Origin of the sequence: Mumia spirodelae, from assembly GCF_050632745.1 — a bacterium.
GTDB lineage: Bacteria > Actinomycetota > Actinomycetes > Propionibacteriales > Nocardioidaceae > Mumia.
Genome location: NZ_JBODSD010000006.1, coordinates 91919 through 109049 on the forward strand (window position 1 = coordinate 91919; position 17131 = coordinate 109049).

Consider the following 17131-nt stretch of genomic DNA (forward strand, 5'->3'; position numbering starts at 1 on the left):
ACGCCGCCCCGCCGTCGGCGCGTTGGTGCGCCAGTGGTCACCTGCGTCGTACGGGTGACCACGGGCGCACCAACGCGCGCGGGCGGTGCGGTGTGGTGCGTCAGCGTGGCTCGACGCGGGCGACCAGGTGCGTCGGAGCGGGCTTGCCGTCCTTCGCGCGCCCGGTGATCCCCAGCAGGAGCCGGTCGCCGTCGGCCGCGGTGCCGAACGACACCGTCGCCGGGAGCAGGATCGGCCGCCGGAACTCGGCGTCGACCGCGTACGCGTCGGGCAGGCGGTTCTCGACCGCGGCGAGCGCGCGGGCCTTGCTCCACATGCCGTGCGCGATCTGGCGCGGGAACCCGAACGCCTTCGCGGACAGCTTGGACATGTGGATCGGGTTGCGGTCGCCCGACACCGCGGCGTACCGGCGGCCGAGCCCCGCGTCCAGCCGCCAGGTGGCCGCACCGGCCGGGGGCTCCACGCCGTCGAGCGGAGCGCGCTGCGTCTCCTCACCGCCCCCGCCGCCGCGCCGGAAGAGCGTCATCGTCTCCTCCCACACCACCTCGCCGGCCACGCGGACCGTGCTGACGACGTCCACGAGCCGGCCCTTGGGGTGCTCGCGCAGGTCGGACGCGGTCACGGAGACGTCGTACGCCTCCGTGACCGTGATGGGGCGGTGCTGGGTGATCCGGTTGCGCAGGTGGACCAGGCCCATGGGCGCGAACGGGAACGTCGTGTCGACCATGAGCGACATCTGGAGCCCGAACGCCGCCATGTGCGGGTACGTCACCGGAAGCGTGTCGCGGAGCGCGAAGCCGCACACGTCGGCGTACGCGGCGAGGTGGTCGAGGTCGGTCGAGACGCCGGTGCGCTCGAGCGTCACCTCAGGGACCGACCCGGGGGTGTGGCGGACGCCGGGGAGCCCCCCGACCACCGGGAGCGCCGGGAGCGCCGCGCGCAGGTAGAGCGGGAGGATCGCCGGCGCGTCCTCGAAGTGGCGGACCGTCACCTCAGGCTCCCAGCAGGCTCTGGCCGCAGACCCGGACCACGTTGCCGGAGAGGGCGGCAGAGCCGGGGTTCGCGTACCACGCGATGGTCTCGGCGACGTCGATCGGCAGGCCGCCCTGCGACATCGAGTTCATCCGCCGGCCCGCCTCGCGGATCGTGAGCGGGATCGTCTTGACCATGTCGGTCTCGATGAACCCCGGCGCCACGGCGTTGATGGTGAGCCCGTACGGCGCGATCCGCGGCGCGAGCTCGTTCACCCAGCCGATCACGCCGGCCTTGGATGCGGCGTAGTTGGTCTGGCCGTTGTTGCCCGCGATCCCGGCGATCGACGACACCCCGAGGATCGTGCCGCCGGGCCGGACCAGCTTCTGGTCGAGCAGCTCGGAGGTGATCCGCTGCGGCGCGTCGACGTTGATCTCGACGACCTTGTGCCAGTTCTCCGTCTTCATGTTGCGCAGGCGCTTGTCGCGCGTGATGCCGGCGTTGTGGACGACCACGTCGACCCCGCCGTGGCGCTCGGAGAGGTACGACGCGATCCGCTGCGCCGCGTCGGGGGCGGTGATGTCGAGGACGAGGGACTCGCCGTCGATCGCCGCCATCTCGCGCTGGAGGTCGTCGGCGAGCGGGGCGACGTCGAGCCCGACCACGGTCGCGCCGTCGCGGTGCAGGGTCTGGGCCATCGCGAGGCCGAGGCCGCGCGAGGCGCCGGTGACCAGGGCGACCTTGCCGGCGAGCGGTGCGGCGACGTCGAAGGCGGGCGCCTCGGTGGTGCCGGCGGTGCCGATCCGCACGACCTGGCCGCTGACGTACGCGGACTTGGGGGAGAGGAGGAACCCGAGCGTCGAGGCGATCGCGCGCTCGGCACCGGCACCGACGTACACGGTCTGGGCGGTCGAGCCCTTGCCCAGCTCCTTGCCGAGCGAGCGGGAGACGCCCTCGAGCGCGCGCTGCGCGATCGCACGGCCCGGCGTCTCGGCGTCCTCGGGCGGGGTGCCGACAAGGACCACGCGTCCGCAGCCCGCGAGGTTGCGGAGCACCGGCGTCAGGAACTCCTGCAGGAGGTCGAGATCGGCGGCCGTCGCGAGCCCGGTGGCGTCGAACACGATGCCCTTGATCTTCTCGCCCTCGGCGAGCGTGTCGGTGGAGGCGATCCCCAGGGCGGAGAACGCGTCGGGCACGGCGGTCCCGAGGGTGCTGCCGGGAGCGGCTCCGACGAGGACGGTGCCGGACACGAGCGGGTCCCCTGCGCGGTAGCGCTCCAGCCGGGGCGGGTTGGGCAGACCCAGGTTCTTCACCAAGAACTTCCCGACCGTGGTGTGGACGAGGTCTTGGTAGCGGTCGCTCATGTCGTGTGTCCTGCCTCTCGAATACCCTTGGTATCTGGAACTGGAGTCCTACTGTAACCTAGAGTTACAGGCTGGACCAGGCTCTCGCCGGTTCCTCGTACGAGTGTGGCCAACGCAACCACGTCCTCCCAAGGAGACCTCATGGCACCCACCTCCAAGCGCTCGGCATCGACGTCCGCAGGACGCGGCTCGACCGGTCCGCGGCGGGTCGCCGTCATCGGCGGCAACCGGATCCCGTTCGCCCGCTCCAACACCGTCTACTCTCACGCGTCCAACCAGGACATGCTCACCGCAGCGCTCGACGGCCTGGTGGAGCGCTACGACCTGGCGGGGGAACGCGTCGGCGAGTTCGCCGCGGGAGCCGTCCTCAAGCACAGCCGCGACTTCAACCTCGCACGCGAGACGGTCCTCGGCTCGAAGCTCGACCCGTCGACACCGGCGTACGACGTCCAGCAGGCCTGCGACACCGGCATCCAGGCCGCGATCCTCGTCGCCAACAAGATCGCGCTCGGCAAGATCGACGTCGGCATCGCCGGAGGCTCCGACACGACCTCCGACGCCCCGATCGCCGTCGGCGAGGGTCTGCGCAAGGCGCTGCTCGAGGCCAACCGCGCCAAGACCCTCAAGGGTCGCGTCGCCGCCCTCGCCAAGGTCCGGCCCTCCGACCTCGCCCCGTCGATCCCGCAGAACTCCGAGCCCCGCACGGGTCTGTCGATGGGGGAGAGCCAGGCGCTGACGACCCTCGAGTGGGGCATCAGCCGCGAGGACCAGGACCAGCTCGCCGTCGAGTCGCACCACAAGCTCGCCGCGGCGTACAACCGGGGGTTCCTCGACGACCTCCTGACCCCCTACCTCGGGCTCGAGCGCGACCAGAACCTCCGCGCCGACTCGTCGCTGGAGAAGCTCGCGAAGCTCAAGCCGGTCTTCGGCAAGGGGGAGGCCGCCACCATGACGGCGGCCAACTCGACCCCGCTGACCGACGGGGCGTCCACCGTCCTCCTCGCGTCGGAGGACTACGCGAAGAAGAAGGGGTGGGAGCCGCTCGCGTACCTCACGGAGTACGAGACCGCGGCGGTCGACTACGTCGACGGCGGCGAGGGCCTGCTGATGGCTCCGGCGTACGCGATGCCGCGGATGCTCGCGCGCGCTGGCCTGACGCTGCAGGACTTCGACTTCTACGAGATCCACGAGGCGTTCGCGTCGCAGGTGCTCAGCACGCTCAAGGCGTGGGAGGACCCGATCTTCTGCAAGGAGCGTCTCGGCCTCGACGCACCGCTGGGCTCGATCGACCGCAGCAAGCTCAACGTGGTCGGGTCCTCGCTGGCGGCCGGGCACCCGTTCGCGGCGACCGGCGGGCGCATCGTGGCGACGCTGGCCAAGCTGCTCGCCGAGAAGGGGTCGGGGCGTGGCGTGATCTCGATCTGCGCCGCGGGCGGCCAGGGCGTCACCGCGATCCTGGAGCGCTGACCCGTACGCGAGAGCCCCCCGCGCTGGTGCGCGGGGGGCTCTCGCAGTCATGAAGGTGCGCCGCGGCTCAGCCGACCGGGTCGTCGGCGACCGCCATCGCGTGCGCGGCGCGGATGGTGTGGCGCTTGACGGACTCCCACGCCACCCGGCGTACCGTCGGGACGCCCGGAGCGCCCTCGCTCACCAGCAGCTGGTTGCGGGCGAACTGCAGCGCGCCGAGCGACTGGGTGTAGAGCATGTTGGCCAGCATGAACGGGTCGTCGACGTGGAAGTCGCCGGTCTTGTTGCCGGCCTCCAGGACCTCGGCCAGGGCGCCGAGAGGGCCGAGCATGCCGCGGCCGAGGCGGATCATCGCGCCCTCGGAGACGCTCTCGAACAGCTCCTCGCCCGACTTGCTGAGCAGGTCCAGGGCGCAGTCGACGAACGCCGGGTAGTCGTGGCCGCGGTCGAGGAAGGCGCTCGCGACGGCCTCCAGGCGCTCGGACGGCGCGAGGTTATCGTCGTCGGCCTCGCGCATCACCTCGGCGAGCTCGTCGAGATAGCCGATGAGCGTCAGCGCGAAGAGCTCCTCCTTGCCGGAGAAGTGCCGGTAGATGATCGCGCGGTTGATCCCGACGGCCTGGGCGATGTCCTCGATCTGCGCGTCGCGCACTCCGACCGTGTCGAACAGGTTGCGCGTCGCCCGGATGATGTCGTCCTCGCGCGCCCGGCGCCGCGCCGCGGTCGCCCGTGCCCCACGCAGCGTCCTCGGCTCAGGTGCTTCGGCGTTCTCTTCTCCCACACCGGAAGTCTAGTGGTGAAGCACGGTTTCAGGGGCGAGCGACACCTGGCGATGCGCCTTCCGCGCGGTAGCGTGGTCGTACGGCGGCGGTTTCCGTCGTACGACGGCGTGCAACCGTCGTCCGAGACGGCTCGGAGGTACGGGATGCGGCGAGGATCAGCGGTGCTCGTGGGCGTCGGCGTGGTGCTGGCGGCCGTGGTGGGTGTCGCCCCCGCCGGAGCGACGAGCTGCGCGCAGAGCACCGTGGCGGAGCAGGTCGGCCGCGCGGACGCCGTGTTCGTCGGCACGACCAGCCCGAGCGGGGCCGACGAGGACGCCGTGCTCGTGGAGGTCAGCGACGTCTACAAGGGGGACGTCCCGCGGACGGCGCCCGTGGTGGCCGAGCCGGACATGGGTCAGCCGCAGGTGTTCGCGAGCGACCAGCAGTACGTGTTCTTCGTCCAGGACGAGGACGGCGCGCTGGTGTCCGGGGTCTGCAGCGGCACCGGGCCTGTGGACGACGCCGTGCTCTCGGACCTGGAGGCCGCGACCTCCGACCGCGCGGCGTACCGGCCTGCGCCGGTCGCTCCGACGCCCTCGGCGGCCGCGCCGGAGCCGGCGGCGCCGACGGCGAGCGCGGCCGGCGAGGGCACCGGCGGCACCGACGCCGCGAGCATCGACGCCGAGTCCCAGCAGGTCGACTCCCCGTCGCCCGTCGTGGTGGGGCTGATCGTCGCGGCGGTCGTCCTCGTGGTCGTGGTGGGACCGCTCTACGTCCGCCGTCGCTCGCGTCGCGAAGGTGTCGGTCCCACGACGTAGGCTCGACGCATGCGTTCCGTCAAGGACCTCCAGCGGCAGGTCGCGCCCCTGCGCGTGGTGTCCGACTACGAGCCGAGCGGCGACCAGCCCCAGGCGATCAAGGAGCTCACCGAGCGCGTCGAGCGCGGCGACAGCGACACGATCCTGCTCGGTGCGACCGGCACCGGCAAGACGGCGACCGTGGCGTGGCTGGCCGAGCAGCTGCAGCGCCCGATGCTCGTGATGCAGCCCAACAAGACCCTCGCGGCGCAGTTCGCCAACGAGCTGCGTCAGCTGTTCCCCGACAACGCCATCGAGTACTTCGTCTCGTACTACGACTACTACCAGCCCGAGGCGTACGTCCCGCAGACCGACACCTACATCGAGAAGGACTCCTCGATCAACGAGGAGGTCGAGAGGCTGCGGCACTCGGCGACGTGGAACCTCCTGACCCGACGTGACGTGATCGTGGTCGCGACCGTCTCGTGCATCTACGGCCTCGGTTCCGCCGAGGAGTACATGAACCGCATGATCCATCTCCAGGTCGGCTCGGAGATGGACCGCGACAAGCTCCTGCGGACGCTCGTGACGGCCCAGTACTCCCGCAACGACCTGGCGGCGACGCGCGGCACCTTCCGCGTGCGCGGCGACACGCTCGAGATCTTCCCGGTCTACCAGGAGCTCGCCGTCCGGGTCGAGTTCTTCGGCGACGAGATCGAGCGGCTGATGACGCTGCACCCGCTGACGGGCGAGGTGCTCAGCGACGAGCGCGAGCTGTACGTCGGTGCCGCCACGCACTACACGGTCGGGCCGGAGCGCCTCGAGACCGCGGTGCGCGGGATCGAGAACGAGCTCGAGCACCGGCTCGCCGAGCTCGAGAGCCAGGGCAAGCTCCTGGAGGCGCAGCGGCTGCGGATGCGCACGACGTACGACGTGGAGATGATCCGCCAGGTCGGCACCTGCTCCGGCATCGAGAACTACTCGCTGCACATGGACGGCCGGCTCCCGGGCTCCGCGCCCAACTGCCTCCTCGACTACTTTCCCGAGGACTTCGTGCTGGTCGTGGACGAGTCGCACGTGACGGTCCCACAGATCGGCGGGATGTACGAGGGAGACATGTCCCGCAAGCGCACGCTGGTCGAGCACGGGTTCCGTCTGCCGAGCGCGATGGACAACCGTCCGCTCAAGTGGGAGGAGTTCCTCGAGCGGATCGGTCAGACGGTCTACCTCTCGGCGACGCCCGGCCCCTACGAGATGTCCAAGGTCAAGGATGAGGACGACGTCGTCGAGCAGATCATCCGGCCGACCGGCCTGGTCGACCCCGAGGTCATCGTCAAGCCGACCAAGGGCCAGATCGACGACCTCATCGACCTGATCCGCGGCCGCGTCGAGCGCAACGAGCGCGTCCTCGTCACCACCCTCACCAAGAAGATGGCCGAGGACCTGACCGACTACCTGCTCGAGGCCGGCATCCGGACGCGCTACCTGCACAGCGAGGTCGACACGCTGCGGCGCGTCGAGCTGCTCAGCGAGCTGCGGATGGGGGAGTACGACGTCCTCGTCGGCATCAACCTGCTGCGTGAGGGTCTCGACCTGCCTGAGGTGAGCCTGGTCGCGATCCTCGACGCCGACAAGGAGGGCTTCCTGCGCTCGGGTCGCTCGCTGATCCAGACGATCGGTCGCGCGGCGCGCAACGTGTCGGGCCAGGTCGTGATGTACGCCGACTCGGTGACGCCGTCGATGGAGCAGGCGATCGACGAGACCAACCGGCGCCGCGCGATCCAGATCGCGTACAACACTGAGCACGGCATCAACCCGACCCCGCTGCGCAAGAAGATCGCCGACATCACCGACATGCTGGCCCGCGAGGACGCCGACATCGAGCAGCTCGTCGGCTCCGGCCGGGCGCAGTCGCGCGGCAAGTCCCCGGTGCCGCTGGTGGGCGCGTCCGGCGACGGGACCCACGTGGATCCGTCGTCGATGGCGGCCTCGGAGCTCGCCGAGCTGATCCAGGGCCTCAACACGCAGATGCACGCGGCGGCCGAGGAGCTGCAGTTCGAGGTGGCGGCGCGGCTGCGCGACGAGATCGGCGAGCTCAAGAAGGAGCTCCGCCAGATGCAGGCCGCCGGCGCCGGCTGAGCCCCAGCCGGCCCCGCCAGGTGGTCGAGTAGGCCTCACCCGGTGGTCGAGCAGCCCTCACCAGGTGGTCGAGTAGCTCCGAGCCGCTACGCGAGGGGCGTATCGAGACCGTCGCCCGCCACCTCGGCAGGCCCCTCCCACGCGTCCGCGTCGACGGCGTACACCCACCGCATCCCCGGCCACTCCGTCACGGACCAGAGCCGGCGCTGCTGCGGCCACGCGGCGATGTCCTCGCAGCCGGTCGGGAGGACCTTCTTGTGCCGTCGAAACGCCCCCGGCCTCCCGACGAGCAGATCGCCGTTGTTGCCGCGGCCCTGGCTCGTCGTCAGGTACCAGGTGCCGTCGAGCGCCGTCGCGCCCTGCATCCGAGGGGACACGTCGGCGTGCAGCTCGGCGGGCGTGACGCGCCCGGTGTGCTCGTCGCGCACCGGCAGGTGGGTCCGCGGATCGAGAGGGAACCGCCAGAGCCGCTGCGTCTTGCCCACCCCGCCGTACTCCCCGACGACGAGGGAGGCGGGGTCCCCGTCGGCGGGGCTGCCGTGCTCGACCGACAGGAACGAGTAGCGAAGTCGGCTGCCGTCGTCGCGGCTCCAGGCGCGCAGCCGGGCGAAGACGGGGAGCACGAGGTCGTACCCGAGCCGCTCCGACGGCCCCCGCCGCGCGTCCGGGTCCAGACGGAGCAGGTCGTCGATGCGGACCAGGTAGATGCCCGCGCGGGTCGCGGCGACGTACAGGTACGGCCCGTACCAGGCGATGCCGCCCGCGTGGATCGGGAGCGGGTGCGCCCGGACCCCCCACGGCATCCTGCGCGGCCGGACCAGGAGCACGTGGCGGTAGCGCAGCGTCGCGAGGTCGACGAACGTGAGGCGGGAGCCGTTGCGCCGAGCGTCGTGGTGGGCGTACCAGCTGACGACGACGACGTCCCGACCACCGGTGCCCCCGGGGGTCGTGCCCGCGTCGGCGTCCGCGGAGGTGGTGATGCCCTGGGGATACCAGAGCTCGGTGTCCACGTCGTCGGGCTCCCAGGCGAACCCGTACGCCGCGGCGCGCCCGGGCACGTCGACCTCACGCGCCTGCTGGTCGGCGGCGTCCAGCATCGCAGGCACGCTGGTCCGGGTCCCGTGGCGCAGGAGGGCCCGGTGCGCACCGGGACTCGTCAGCGCTCCGACCAGCCCCACGTGTCTCACCGCCACGTCGCGAGCATCTCGCGAGTCGGGCTCTCGTGCACCCTCTGGCACAATGGCGCAGGGAGGGGAGTATTCCTTTCGTCGACCCGTCGTCATCACGGCCGTTCTTCTGGCCCGGCGGGTCGAGTCGTGTCAGGTGCCCAGCGCGCCGGCGCGGCGGAAGAGACCTCCGGCCAGACACGTATCCGACCGGAGGAACCTAACCGCATGAACGTCACCCCCCTCGAGTGGTGGATCACGATCGGCGTCACCGTCGCCGTGCTCCTCTTCGACGTCGTCGTGATCGCTCGCCGACCCCACGAGCCGTCGATGAAGGAAGCCGGGCTCGCGCTCTCGGTGTACGTCGGCCTCGCCGTCGCGTTCGGCATCTGGGTGTCGAGCTTCCACGGCGGCCAGTACGGCCTGGAGTTCTTCACCGGATGGCTCACCGAGTACAGCCTCTCGGTGGACAACCTGTTCATCTTCATCATCATCATGGCGAGCTTCAAGGTGCCGAGGGTCTATCAGCAAGAGGCGCTGATGATCGGCATCATCCTGGCGCTGATCTTCCGTGCGATCTTCATCGGGCTCGGCGCCGCTGCGATCAACAACTTCAGCTGGGTCTTCTACATCTTCGGCCTGTTCCTCGTCTACACGGCGTACGGCCTGGTCAAGAGCTACCGCAACCACGACGACGAGGAGGCCGGCGACAACGCCGTGGTCCGCTTCGCCGAGCGCCACTTCAGCGTCACCGACGAGTTCCACGGCATGAAGATGGCGATCCGGATCGACGGCAAGCGGTTCCTGACGCCGATGTTCCTCGTGATCCTGGCGCTGGGCACGACCGACCTGCTGTTCGCGCTGGACTCGATCCCCGCGATCTACGGCATCACGAAGGAGCCGTACCTGGTCCTGACCGCGAACATCTTCGCCCTCATGGGTCTGCGCCAGCTCTACTTCCTGCTCGGCGGCCTGCTGCAGCGCCTGGTCTACCTGTCGCTCGGTCTGTCGGTGATCCTCGCGTTCATCGGCGTCAAGCTGGTCCTGCACGCCCTGCACACCAACGAGCTGCCGTTCATCAACAACGGTGAGCACCTCGACGTGCCGGAGATCCCGACGCTGGCCAGCCTCGGCGTCATCATCGTCGTCCTCGCGGTCACGGCGGTGGCGAGCCTGTGGAAGACGCGCAACCAGCCGCCGCCGCAGCGCCCGGACGAGCGTGAGGACATCCCGCAGACCTGACGCGGCGGCGTACCGCTCTCACGGCCCGGCGGTGAGCTGGGTCCCACCCGTGAACTCCGCGGTGGGACCAGGCTCACCGCCGTCGTGCATGTGCCCCCTCCACAGGCGCGATGAGGTCGCGCCATCGCCGACCGAACACCGGCGCTGGCCCGTCGTAGCCGCGAGCCACGAGCTTCTGGTGGACGAGCATCACGAGCGCTCGTGGGCTCGCGAACCGAGCGTTGGTGATCTGGACGTAGGCCACGTGATGGTCCCGAAAGCGCTCGTACCGGCCGATGTCGACGTTGAACTGGTGGTCGTCCTCGGAATGTTGTCGCCCTTCGTACTCGATGACGAGCAGCCAGCGACGGTAGAGGAGGTCGACGCAGCCGAGCATCTTCCCGCCGACCTCGAGGTCGACGTTGACCTCCGGAACGGGAAGTCCGGCTGCCACGAGATAGGCGCGGACCTTCGACTCGCGGGGCGAACGCGATCGCGGGTTCAGATGAGGGACGATCTCGAGTGCCCGTGTCGCACCCGGACGCCAGTCGTCTCGCTCGGCGAGGTCGACGATCTCGGTGACCGTAGCGTGATCGTGGCGGACGAGCCAGTCGCCGGCAGCGATGAGGTCGATCGACCGCTCCTCGGCGCAGCATCCGACGAACGCCGCCGCCGGCGTGACCCCGACCGCGTCCAAGGGAGGCACGATCTTGGTCCGGTGGACCAGGATTCCCTCGAGCGACGCGTGGTGATCGTCAGGGACCACGAAGCAGATCGGTCGCAAGGGTAGGTCGTCGTACCCCAGCATCCGGAGCCTCGAGGAGTCGGTGACCTTCGCGTACGCCGGTGCAGCGAGAGCGGCGGCGCGGATGTGGTCAAGGTCCGACATCGGGTGGTCGACGTGGACCCACACGCGGGGGTGAATTCGGGTGAACCGCCGGCCGAGCAGCGCCTTCGGCGGGAGGCCCACGCTCTTGGCCCGCTCGCGGGTGACCCGGCCGCGCCTGTGGACGATCGACGGTCGCCCCGCGTTCCGCACTCGGGAGCGGTGAGCTGGGTCCCACCCGTGCACCCCGCGGTGGGACCAGGCTCACCGCCGGGGCTTTTCGGCGGGGGCGCATCCCCGTCGTTGCAGGGGAGAGGCGTCCCGAAACGTCCGATCCCGGCCGCGGTGTCCTTGATGTCTTGATTCTCTGGGTTAGTCTGTCGGAGGTCTTGCTCGACGCCGAGTCCCGCCCACGAGCAAGGCCTACCCCGGAAGGTCGGTCACGGGGGCCGGCGAACCACGAGCACCACGGGCGGGAGTGGGGAACCCAATTCTGGAGCCTCGGCTCCTTGGGGTGAAGCCGCACACGGACACCGTCCGTGACGGCCGGGCACCTTCGGCCCGAACCCGACAGCTAACCCCACAGGCGTTGTGAAGGAACAACATGAACAACGCCCTGAGCGTCGCCAAGCGCGGCGCCGCCACCACGCTCGCTCTCGTCGGCCTGGTGGCGGGTCTGCTGGTCTTCACCAGCACCCCCGCCAACGCAGCCAAGGACAAGACCTGGGAACGCCTCGCTCGGTGCGAGGCCGGGGGTCGGTGGCACATCAACACCGGTAACGGCTACCACGGTGGTCTGCAGTTCAATCCCGGCACGTGGCGCGCGTACGGCGGCAAGAAGTATGCGTCGACCGCCTACAAGGCCAAGCGCCGCGAGCAGATCGCGGTCGCGGAGAAGGTCCTCAAGAGTCAGGGCTGGGGCGCGTGGCCCGGCTGCACCCGCAAGCTCGGGCTGACGACCAAGCACAAGCGCGAGAAGTGGCAGGGCTTCGCGAAGAGCGATCGCTACGCCAAGAAGGGCGCCATCGGGCACTTCCCGCGTTGGTGGCGCAAGCGGTTCTGGTGATCCCTCGCTGAGGGCACCGTGACGGACCCCGTCGGCTCACTCGAGCTCGGCGGGGTCCTTCACGTAGGTGCGCTCGGCGTAGAAGGCGCGGTTGATGAACCACGTGATCACCCACAGGACGACGCCGACGCCGATCATGATCCCCGCGACGACGTACTGCTCCCCGTCCCGGCCCGACAGCGGCGTCACGAGGTAGAGGCACGTGACGGCGCCGATCACCGGCAGGATCGTGGGGGCGACGAAGTGCCGGCTGTCGACGTGGTCGCGACGCAGGACCAGGACGGCGACGTTGACGACCGTGAAGACCGCGAGCAGCAGCAGCGCCGTCGTGCCGCCCAGCGTGGCGACGGCGTCCTCGCTGGCGTTGAAGACGTAGGTGATGAGCCCGAGGGCCAGCAGCGTCGTGAAGAGGATCGCGACCCATGGCGTCTGCCGCTTGCGTCCGACGTGGGCCAGCGGTGGCGGAAGGACGTGCTGCCTGGCCATCCCGTACAGCAGCCGGCTGGCCATCAGCATGTTGATCAGCGCGGTGTTGGCGACCGCGAACATCGTGATGAACGGATAGATCTCGTCGATCGGGAGGTTGGGCGCCCCGGTCTCCACGACGGTGAGGAGCGGCGTCTCGGTCGCGGCGAGCTTGCCGATGGGGACCAGCGCGACCGCGGTGATCGAGACGAGGACGTAGATCAGGCCGGTGATCGACAGGCCGGTCAGCATGATCCGCGGGAACGTCGAGACCGGGTCCTTCGTCTCCTCGGCCATGTTGACGGAGTCCTCGAAGCCGACCATCGCGAAGAACGCCAGCGAGGTCGCCGTCGTCACCGCCAGGAAGACGTTCTTGTCCTCCGGGGTGTCGAAGGCCACCACCCGGGAGAAGTCGGCGTCGCCCTGCACGATCGCCCACACCCCGACGAGGAGGACGAGCAGGAGACCGGTCAGCTCGACGAGGGTGAGGACGACGTTCGTCATGATCCCGTGCGCCACACCGCGCAGGTTCACCAGCGCGAGGACGATCATGAAGAGCAGGGCCACCACGAGGATCCCGGAGTTGCCGAGGTCCAGCCCGAAGCCCTGGTCCAGGCTGCGCGCGAAGACGCGCGAGGCGGTCGAGGCCGACGTGATGCCCGAGGACAGGACGGCGAACGCGACCAGGAACGTCAGGAAGTGGATCCCGAAGGCCTTGTGCGTGTAGAGGGCGGCGCCGGCGGCCTGCGGATACTTCGTGACGAGCTCGAGGTAGGAGAACGCGGTCAGCGTCGCGATGACGAAGGCGATGATGAACGGCAGCCATGCTGCACCGCCGACCTCGGCGGCGACCTGGCCCGTGAGGGCGTAGACGCCGGTGCCGAGGATGTCTCCGACGATGAAGAGCAGGAGCAGCTTCGGTGTCAGGAAGCGCCTCAGCTCCGGTGGGCGGTCCTGCTCCGATGTCGTGGAACCAGGCCTTGCGTCGCTCATGGCACCCCTCCTCGTACGCCGGTCGCGCACCCCTCACTGTCGTGCCGGGCCGCGCTGGCCGCAATCCGGCAGAGGGTGGAGGTTGATCGAACACGTGTTCGAAGCAGGCGTATCCTTTCCGCGTGGGAACCAACAGGCGGTACGGCCAGGAGGAGCGTTCCGTCGCCCCGCCTCGCGAGGGCCGCGGAGTCCGTCACGTCTGGGTCTCGCTCAGCCGGTACGAGTCGGACGCCTATCCCGGTCTGGTGATCGAGTGGCGCCGCGAGTCGCAGGGCTGGGTCGCGCGGGTCGCGTTCGTCCCCGGCAAGGAGGGGGAGGGGACGCTGGTCGAGCAGTGGGTCCCCGCCAAGCGCCTCCGTCCCGCCAGTCCGGACGCCCCCGCCGGTTCTGCCGGCTGACCGGCCAGGAGGCTGCAGGCTCACCCCAGCTCCACCCGCCCCGCCGCCGCGAGCAGGGCGTCCAGGACCGCGGTGACGGCCGGGCCGGGCTCGCGCCGGTTCTGCCGGTGCCGTGCGATGACCCGGCGGGAGCCGAGGCCGGGCAGCGGGACCACCTCCACCCCTGCAGGCAGCTCCTGCTGCAGCGCGAGGGCGGCGACCATGGCCACGCCCTCGCCGGCGGCCACCAGGGCGTACGCGGCCTCGAAGCTCGTGAACTGGTGGACGACGCGCAGGCGCCCTCCGAGCGTGCCGGCGAGACGCTCGAGCGCGCGGGCGGCGGCGGTCTGCCGCTCGGCGGCGAGCCAGGGCGCGTCCGTCAGGTCGGCGACCTGGGTGGGCGTCGGGAACGTCGACGGGATGACGACCCGCCACGGCTCGTCGAGCAGGATCACGTCGTGCATGCCGCGCGGGGCGCTGGTGACGGCGTCCTCGTCCTGCTCGACGAGGACGAGGTCGAGCTCGCCGGCGCGGAGGAGGCGGACAGCCTCGTCCGGCTCGTGCTCGGCGACGGTGACCTCGATGCCGGGGTAGTCCTCGCGCACCTGACCGAGCGACGGACCGACGATCGCCTGGATCGACGTCTGGAACGCCCCGACGGCCACCCGGCCGGAGACCTCGTCGCCCATCGTCGCCAGGGTCTTGCGTGCCTCCACCAGCTCCGCCTCGATGCGCTCGGCCGTCTCGGCCAGGACGCGTCCGGCCGGGGTGAGCGTGACGCCGCGCGGACCTCGCGCGAGCACGTCGAGACCCTCCTCGGACTCCAGGCGCGCTATCTGCTGGGAGACCGCCGAGGGTGTGACGTTCAACTCATCCGCGGCCGCGAGGATGCCGCCCGTCCGGTATACGGCCAGCAGATACGCGAGTCGGCGCGGGTCGATCGATGCCATTCAGCAATGCTAAACGGCTCATCAAGAAAGGCTCGATTGTGCTTAACCCGAGTGCGGCGCACACTGGACTGGTCGCCGCCCGTGAGGCCCTCCGGACGCCGGCACTTCCCCCTCATCCACGCACGACCTTCTCGGAGCCGCACATGTTCTCGGTCGCCGACTTCGTCACCACCCTCGGGTGGGTCGGCGCTGTCGCGGGCGCAGCCGCGTACCTTCTCGTCAGCCGCGGACGCTGGAAGGCCGCCTCGGCGCGCTACCAGTCCGCCAACCTCCTCGGCGCCGGCCTCATGGGTGGGGTCGCGGCGTTCAACGGCGTCTGGCCGTCCGCCGCGGCGAACCTCATCTGGATCGTGATCGGCGGCCAGGCCCTGTGGGCCATCGTCGCCAAGAAGCACGCGGACCGTCAGGCTGCCGCGGCGTCGGTCTCGGCCGCCGACCTCGAGCCGCGCGAGAACCCCCTCGTCGAGGCGACCCCGCTCGTCGCGGCGACGTCGCCCGCGGTCGAGCGTGCCGAGGCCTCGTACGACCTGCTGCTCGAGGAGCGCGACCCGACGCTGCGGATGAGCGTGGACGAGCTCAAGGCGCTCACCGGTCGGGGGGTCGCGGCCGCCGCCTGATCGTCGTACGACGTTGCATGCCCTCTCCCGGATCGGTCCGGGAGAGGGCATCGTCGTGAGGGGAGGAGGTCGCGATGTCGACGATCGTCGTGGGCGGAGGGCAGGCCGGTCTGGCCGTCAGCCATGAGCTGGCCGCGCTGGGCGTCGAGCACCGGGTCCTCGAGCGCGGACGCGTGGCGCAGACCTGGCGCGGCCGGTGGGACAGCTTCACCCTCGTGACGCCCAACTGGAGCCTGCGACTCCCCGGCAGCGCGTACGACGGCGACGAGCCGGAGGGGCACGTCCCGAGGGACGCGATCGTGGCGTTCCTGCAGGACTACGCCGAACGCCAGGCCGGCCCGGTCGAGGAGGGTACGACGGTGGCGAGCGTGGAGACGGGCCGCGGGGCGCGCTTCCTCCTCCGTACCGACCAGGGGGACATCGACGCCGACGCCGTGGTCGTCTGCACGGGCGCCTACCAGCGGCCGCACCTTCCGCCCGCGGCGACGGCCTTCCCGTCGTCGGTCGCGGTCCTCGACGTGACGGCGTACCGCCGCCCGTCCGACCTCCCCGACGGGCGGGTGCTCGTGGTGGGGTCGGGCCAGACGGGCGTGCAGCTCGCCGAGGAGCTCCACCTCGCAGGACGGGACGTGCTGCTCGCCTGCGGACGTGCGCCGTGGACCCCACGACGGCTCGACGGCGTCGACGTCGTGACGTGGCTGGAGCGGGCCGGCTACTTCGACCAGCCGCGGTCCGCGCTGCCTGGACCGGCGGCGAGGCTCCTGGCGAATCCTCAGGCGACCGGCGCCCGGGGCGGCCACGACCTGCACTACCGGGTGCTCCAGGAGCTGGGTGTGGTGCTGACCGGACGTCTCCTGGGTGTCGCGGACGGGACGGTCGCGTTCGCCGACGACCTCGCGGAGTCGGTCGCCTTCGGGGACGCCCGGCTCGCCGACATGCGCGGGCTTCTCGACGGCCGCTTCGGTGACGAGGCGCCGGACGTGCCCGAGCCGAAGCCCTTCGTCGCCGACCCGCCGCTGCGCGCGGACGTCGCCGGGATCGGTGCCGTCGTGCTCACGGCCGGGTTCCGGCCGGACTACGCCCGATGGGTGCAGTTCCCGGTGTTCGACGCCGACGGTTTCCCGCTGGTCGCCGACGACCTGTCCACCGCCGTACCGGGGCTCTACTTCTGCGGGGTCCACTTCCTCCGCAACCGCCGGTCGTCGCTCCAGTGGGGCGTCGGCGACGACGCGCACGTCGTGGCGCGCACGCTCGCCGAGGAGCAGTCCGCCGCGTGACCCGCGGACTTCACCAGCCCCGCGCGCGCCACTCCGCGAGGTGCGGGCGCTCGTCGCCGAGCGTGGAGTCGTCCCCGTGACCGGGGTAGAACCAGGTCTCGTCCGGGAGGCGGTCGAAGATCTTGCGCTCCACGTCGTCGATGAGCGACGCGAAGTCGTCGTGCGACCAGGTCTTGCCGACGCCGCCGGGGAACAGCGAGTCGCCCGTGAAGAGGTGCGGCATGCCGTCGGGATCGTCGTACAGGAGGGCGATCGAGCCCGGCGTGTGGCCGACGAGGTGGATGACCTGGAGCCGCGACCGTCCGACCGCGATCTCCTCGCCGTCGGTGACCACGGTGTCGATCGGGACCCCGATCTCCTCGGCGTCCTCGGCGCCCGCGATCGTCCGGGCGCCGGTCGCGGCGACGACGTCGGCCAGCGCCTGCCAGTGGTCGCCGTGGCGGTGGGTCGTGACGACGGCGGCGAGGCCCGCGGCCCCGACCACCTCGATCAGCGTCGCGGCGTCGTTCGCGGCGTCGACCAGGACCTGCTCGTCGGTGTGGCGGCAGCGCAGGACGTACGCGTTGTTGCTCATCGGCCCGACCGCGACCTTGGTGATGATCAGGTGGGGGAGCTCACGGAAGTCCGGCGTGCCCCCGACGGTCACCTTGCCGGTGTAGGTCCTGGTCATCGT

General features: G+C 70.7%; 16 protein-coding genes and 1 riboswitch. Of the genes, 8 read left to right on the plus strand and 8 right to left on the minus strand.

The genetic code is table 11. The features are described from left to right. Window positions 1-100: 100 nt before the first annotated feature. Window positions 101-991 carry a MaoC family dehydratase gene (locus ACQSSQ_RS22810; protein WP_431329447.1) on the minus strand — a complete coding sequence of 297 codons (891 nt, stop codon included), beginning with the start codon at window positions 989-991 and terminating at the stop codon, window positions 101-103. A gap of 1 nt (window position 992) precedes the next feature. Next, entirely contained in the window at window positions 993-2336 is a 1344-nt protein-coding gene (locus tag ACQSSQ_RS22815) for a 3-oxoacyl-ACP reductase (RefSeq protein WP_431329448.1), read from the minus strand. 141 nt (window positions 2337-2477) lie between these two features. On the opposite strand from ACQSSQ_RS22815, the gene ACQSSQ_RS22820 reads away from it, so the two are divergent. Further along, window positions 2478-3803 carry an acetyl-CoA C-acetyltransferase gene (locus ACQSSQ_RS22820; protein ID WP_431329449.1) on the plus strand — a complete coding sequence of 442 codons (1326 nt, stop codon included), beginning with the start codon at window positions 2478-2480 and terminating at the stop codon, window positions 3801-3803. 67 nt (window positions 3804-3870) lie between these two features. Here ACQSSQ_RS22820 and ACQSSQ_RS22825 read toward each other — a convergent pair whose 3' ends face one another. Beyond that, the gene (locus tag ACQSSQ_RS22825) at window positions 3871-4584 is read right to left on the minus strand and encodes a TetR/AcrR family transcriptional regulator (RefSeq protein WP_431329450.1); all 714 of its coding nucleotides are present in this window, start codon (window positions 4582-4584) and stop codon (window positions 3871-3873) included. A gap of 162 nt (window positions 4585-4746) precedes the next feature. Here ACQSSQ_RS22825 and ACQSSQ_RS22830 point away from each other — a divergent pair, with 162 nt between their 5' ends. Both ACQSSQ_RS22830 and uvrB read left to right on the plus strand, forming a co-directional pair. Continuing rightward, the gene (locus tag ACQSSQ_RS22830; protein WP_431329451.1) at window positions 4747-5382 is read left to right on the plus strand and encodes a hypothetical protein; all 636 of its coding nucleotides are present in this window, start codon (window positions 4747-4749) and stop codon (window positions 5380-5382) included. 9 nt (window positions 5383-5391) lie between these two features. Further along, a complete protein-coding gene (gene uvrB / locus ACQSSQ_RS22835; RefSeq protein ID WP_431329452.1) occupies window positions 5392-7500 on the plus strand; it encodes an excinuclease ABC subunit UvrB in 2109 nt (702 codons plus the stop codon). Between the two features lie 86 nt (window positions 7501-7586). On the opposite strand, the gene ACQSSQ_RS22840 is transcribed toward uvrB, so the two are convergent. Then, entirely contained in the window at window positions 7587-8693 is a 1107-nt protein-coding gene (locus tag ACQSSQ_RS22840; RefSeq protein ID WP_431329453.1) for a hypothetical protein, read from the minus strand. Window positions 8694-8894: 201 nt separating this feature from the next. Between ACQSSQ_RS22840 and ACQSSQ_RS22845 the strand changes: the two genes are divergently transcribed. Beyond that, entirely contained in the window at window positions 8895-9908 is a 1014-nt protein-coding gene (locus ACQSSQ_RS22845) for a TerC family protein (RefSeq protein WP_431329454.1), read from the plus strand. A 73-nt stretch (window positions 9909-9981) separates the two neighbouring features. Here the strand turns inward: ACQSSQ_RS22845 and ACQSSQ_RS22850 are convergent, their stop codons facing one another. Further along, window positions 9982-10776: a hypothetical protein gene (locus ACQSSQ_RS22850; protein ID WP_431329455.1), complete on the minus strand. Its 795-nt coding sequence runs from the start codon at window positions 10774-10776 to the stop codon at window positions 9982-9984. A 391-nt stretch (window positions 10777-11167) separates the two neighbouring features. Then, window positions 11168-11316: riboswitch (cyclic di-AMP (ydaO/yuaA leader) on the plus strand. 1 nt (window position 11317) lies between these two features. Between ACQSSQ_RS22850 and ACQSSQ_RS22855 the strand changes: the two genes are divergently transcribed. Beyond that, window positions 11318-11779 carry a transglycosylase family protein gene (locus ACQSSQ_RS22855; protein ID WP_431329456.1) on the plus strand — a complete coding sequence of 154 codons (462 nt, stop codon included), beginning with the start codon at window positions 11318-11320 and terminating at the stop codon, window positions 11777-11779. Window positions 11780-11815: 36 nt separating this feature from the next. Here ACQSSQ_RS22855 and ACQSSQ_RS22860 read toward each other — a convergent pair whose 3' ends face one another. Further along, on the minus strand, window positions 11816-13237 hold the full coding sequence (locus ACQSSQ_RS22860) for an APC family permease (protein ID WP_431329457.1): 1422 nt from the start codon (window positions 13235-13237) through the stop codon (window positions 11816-11818). Window positions 13238-13359: 122 nt separating this feature from the next. On the opposite strand from ACQSSQ_RS22860, the gene ACQSSQ_RS22865 reads away from it, so the two are divergent. Continuing rightward, the gene (locus ACQSSQ_RS22865; RefSeq protein ID WP_431329458.1) at window positions 13360-13635 is read left to right on the plus strand and encodes a hypothetical protein; all 276 of its coding nucleotides are present in this window, start codon (window positions 13360-13362) and stop codon (window positions 13633-13635) included. A 20-nt stretch (window positions 13636-13655) separates the two neighbouring features. Here the strand turns inward: ACQSSQ_RS22865 and ACQSSQ_RS22870 are convergent, their stop codons facing one another. Then, entirely contained in the window at window positions 13656-14564 is a 909-nt protein-coding gene (locus tag ACQSSQ_RS22870) for a LysR family transcriptional regulator (RefSeq protein ID WP_431329459.1), read from the minus strand. A gap of 143 nt (window positions 14565-14707) precedes the next feature. Here ACQSSQ_RS22870 and ACQSSQ_RS22875 point away from each other — a divergent pair, with 143 nt between their 5' ends. After that, a complete protein-coding gene (locus tag ACQSSQ_RS22875) occupies window positions 14708-15181 on the plus strand; it encodes a CBU_0592 family membrane protein (RefSeq protein WP_431329460.1) in 474 nt (157 codons plus the stop codon). 74 nt (window positions 15182-15255) lie between these two features. Then, complete coding sequence (locus ACQSSQ_RS22880; protein ID WP_431329461.1) at window positions 15256-16458, plus strand: NAD(P)-binding domain-containing protein; 1203 nt, start codon at window positions 15256-15258, stop codon at window positions 16456-16458. 10 nt (window positions 16459-16468) lie between these two features. On the opposite strand, the gene ACQSSQ_RS22885 is transcribed toward ACQSSQ_RS22880, so the two are convergent. Then, window positions 16469-17128 (minus strand): MBL fold metallo-hydrolase, encoded by a 660-nt coding sequence (locus ACQSSQ_RS22885; protein WP_431329462.1) that lies wholly within the window; start codon window positions 17126-17128, stop codon window positions 16469-16471. Between the last annotated feature and the right edge of the window lie 3 nt (window positions 17129-17131).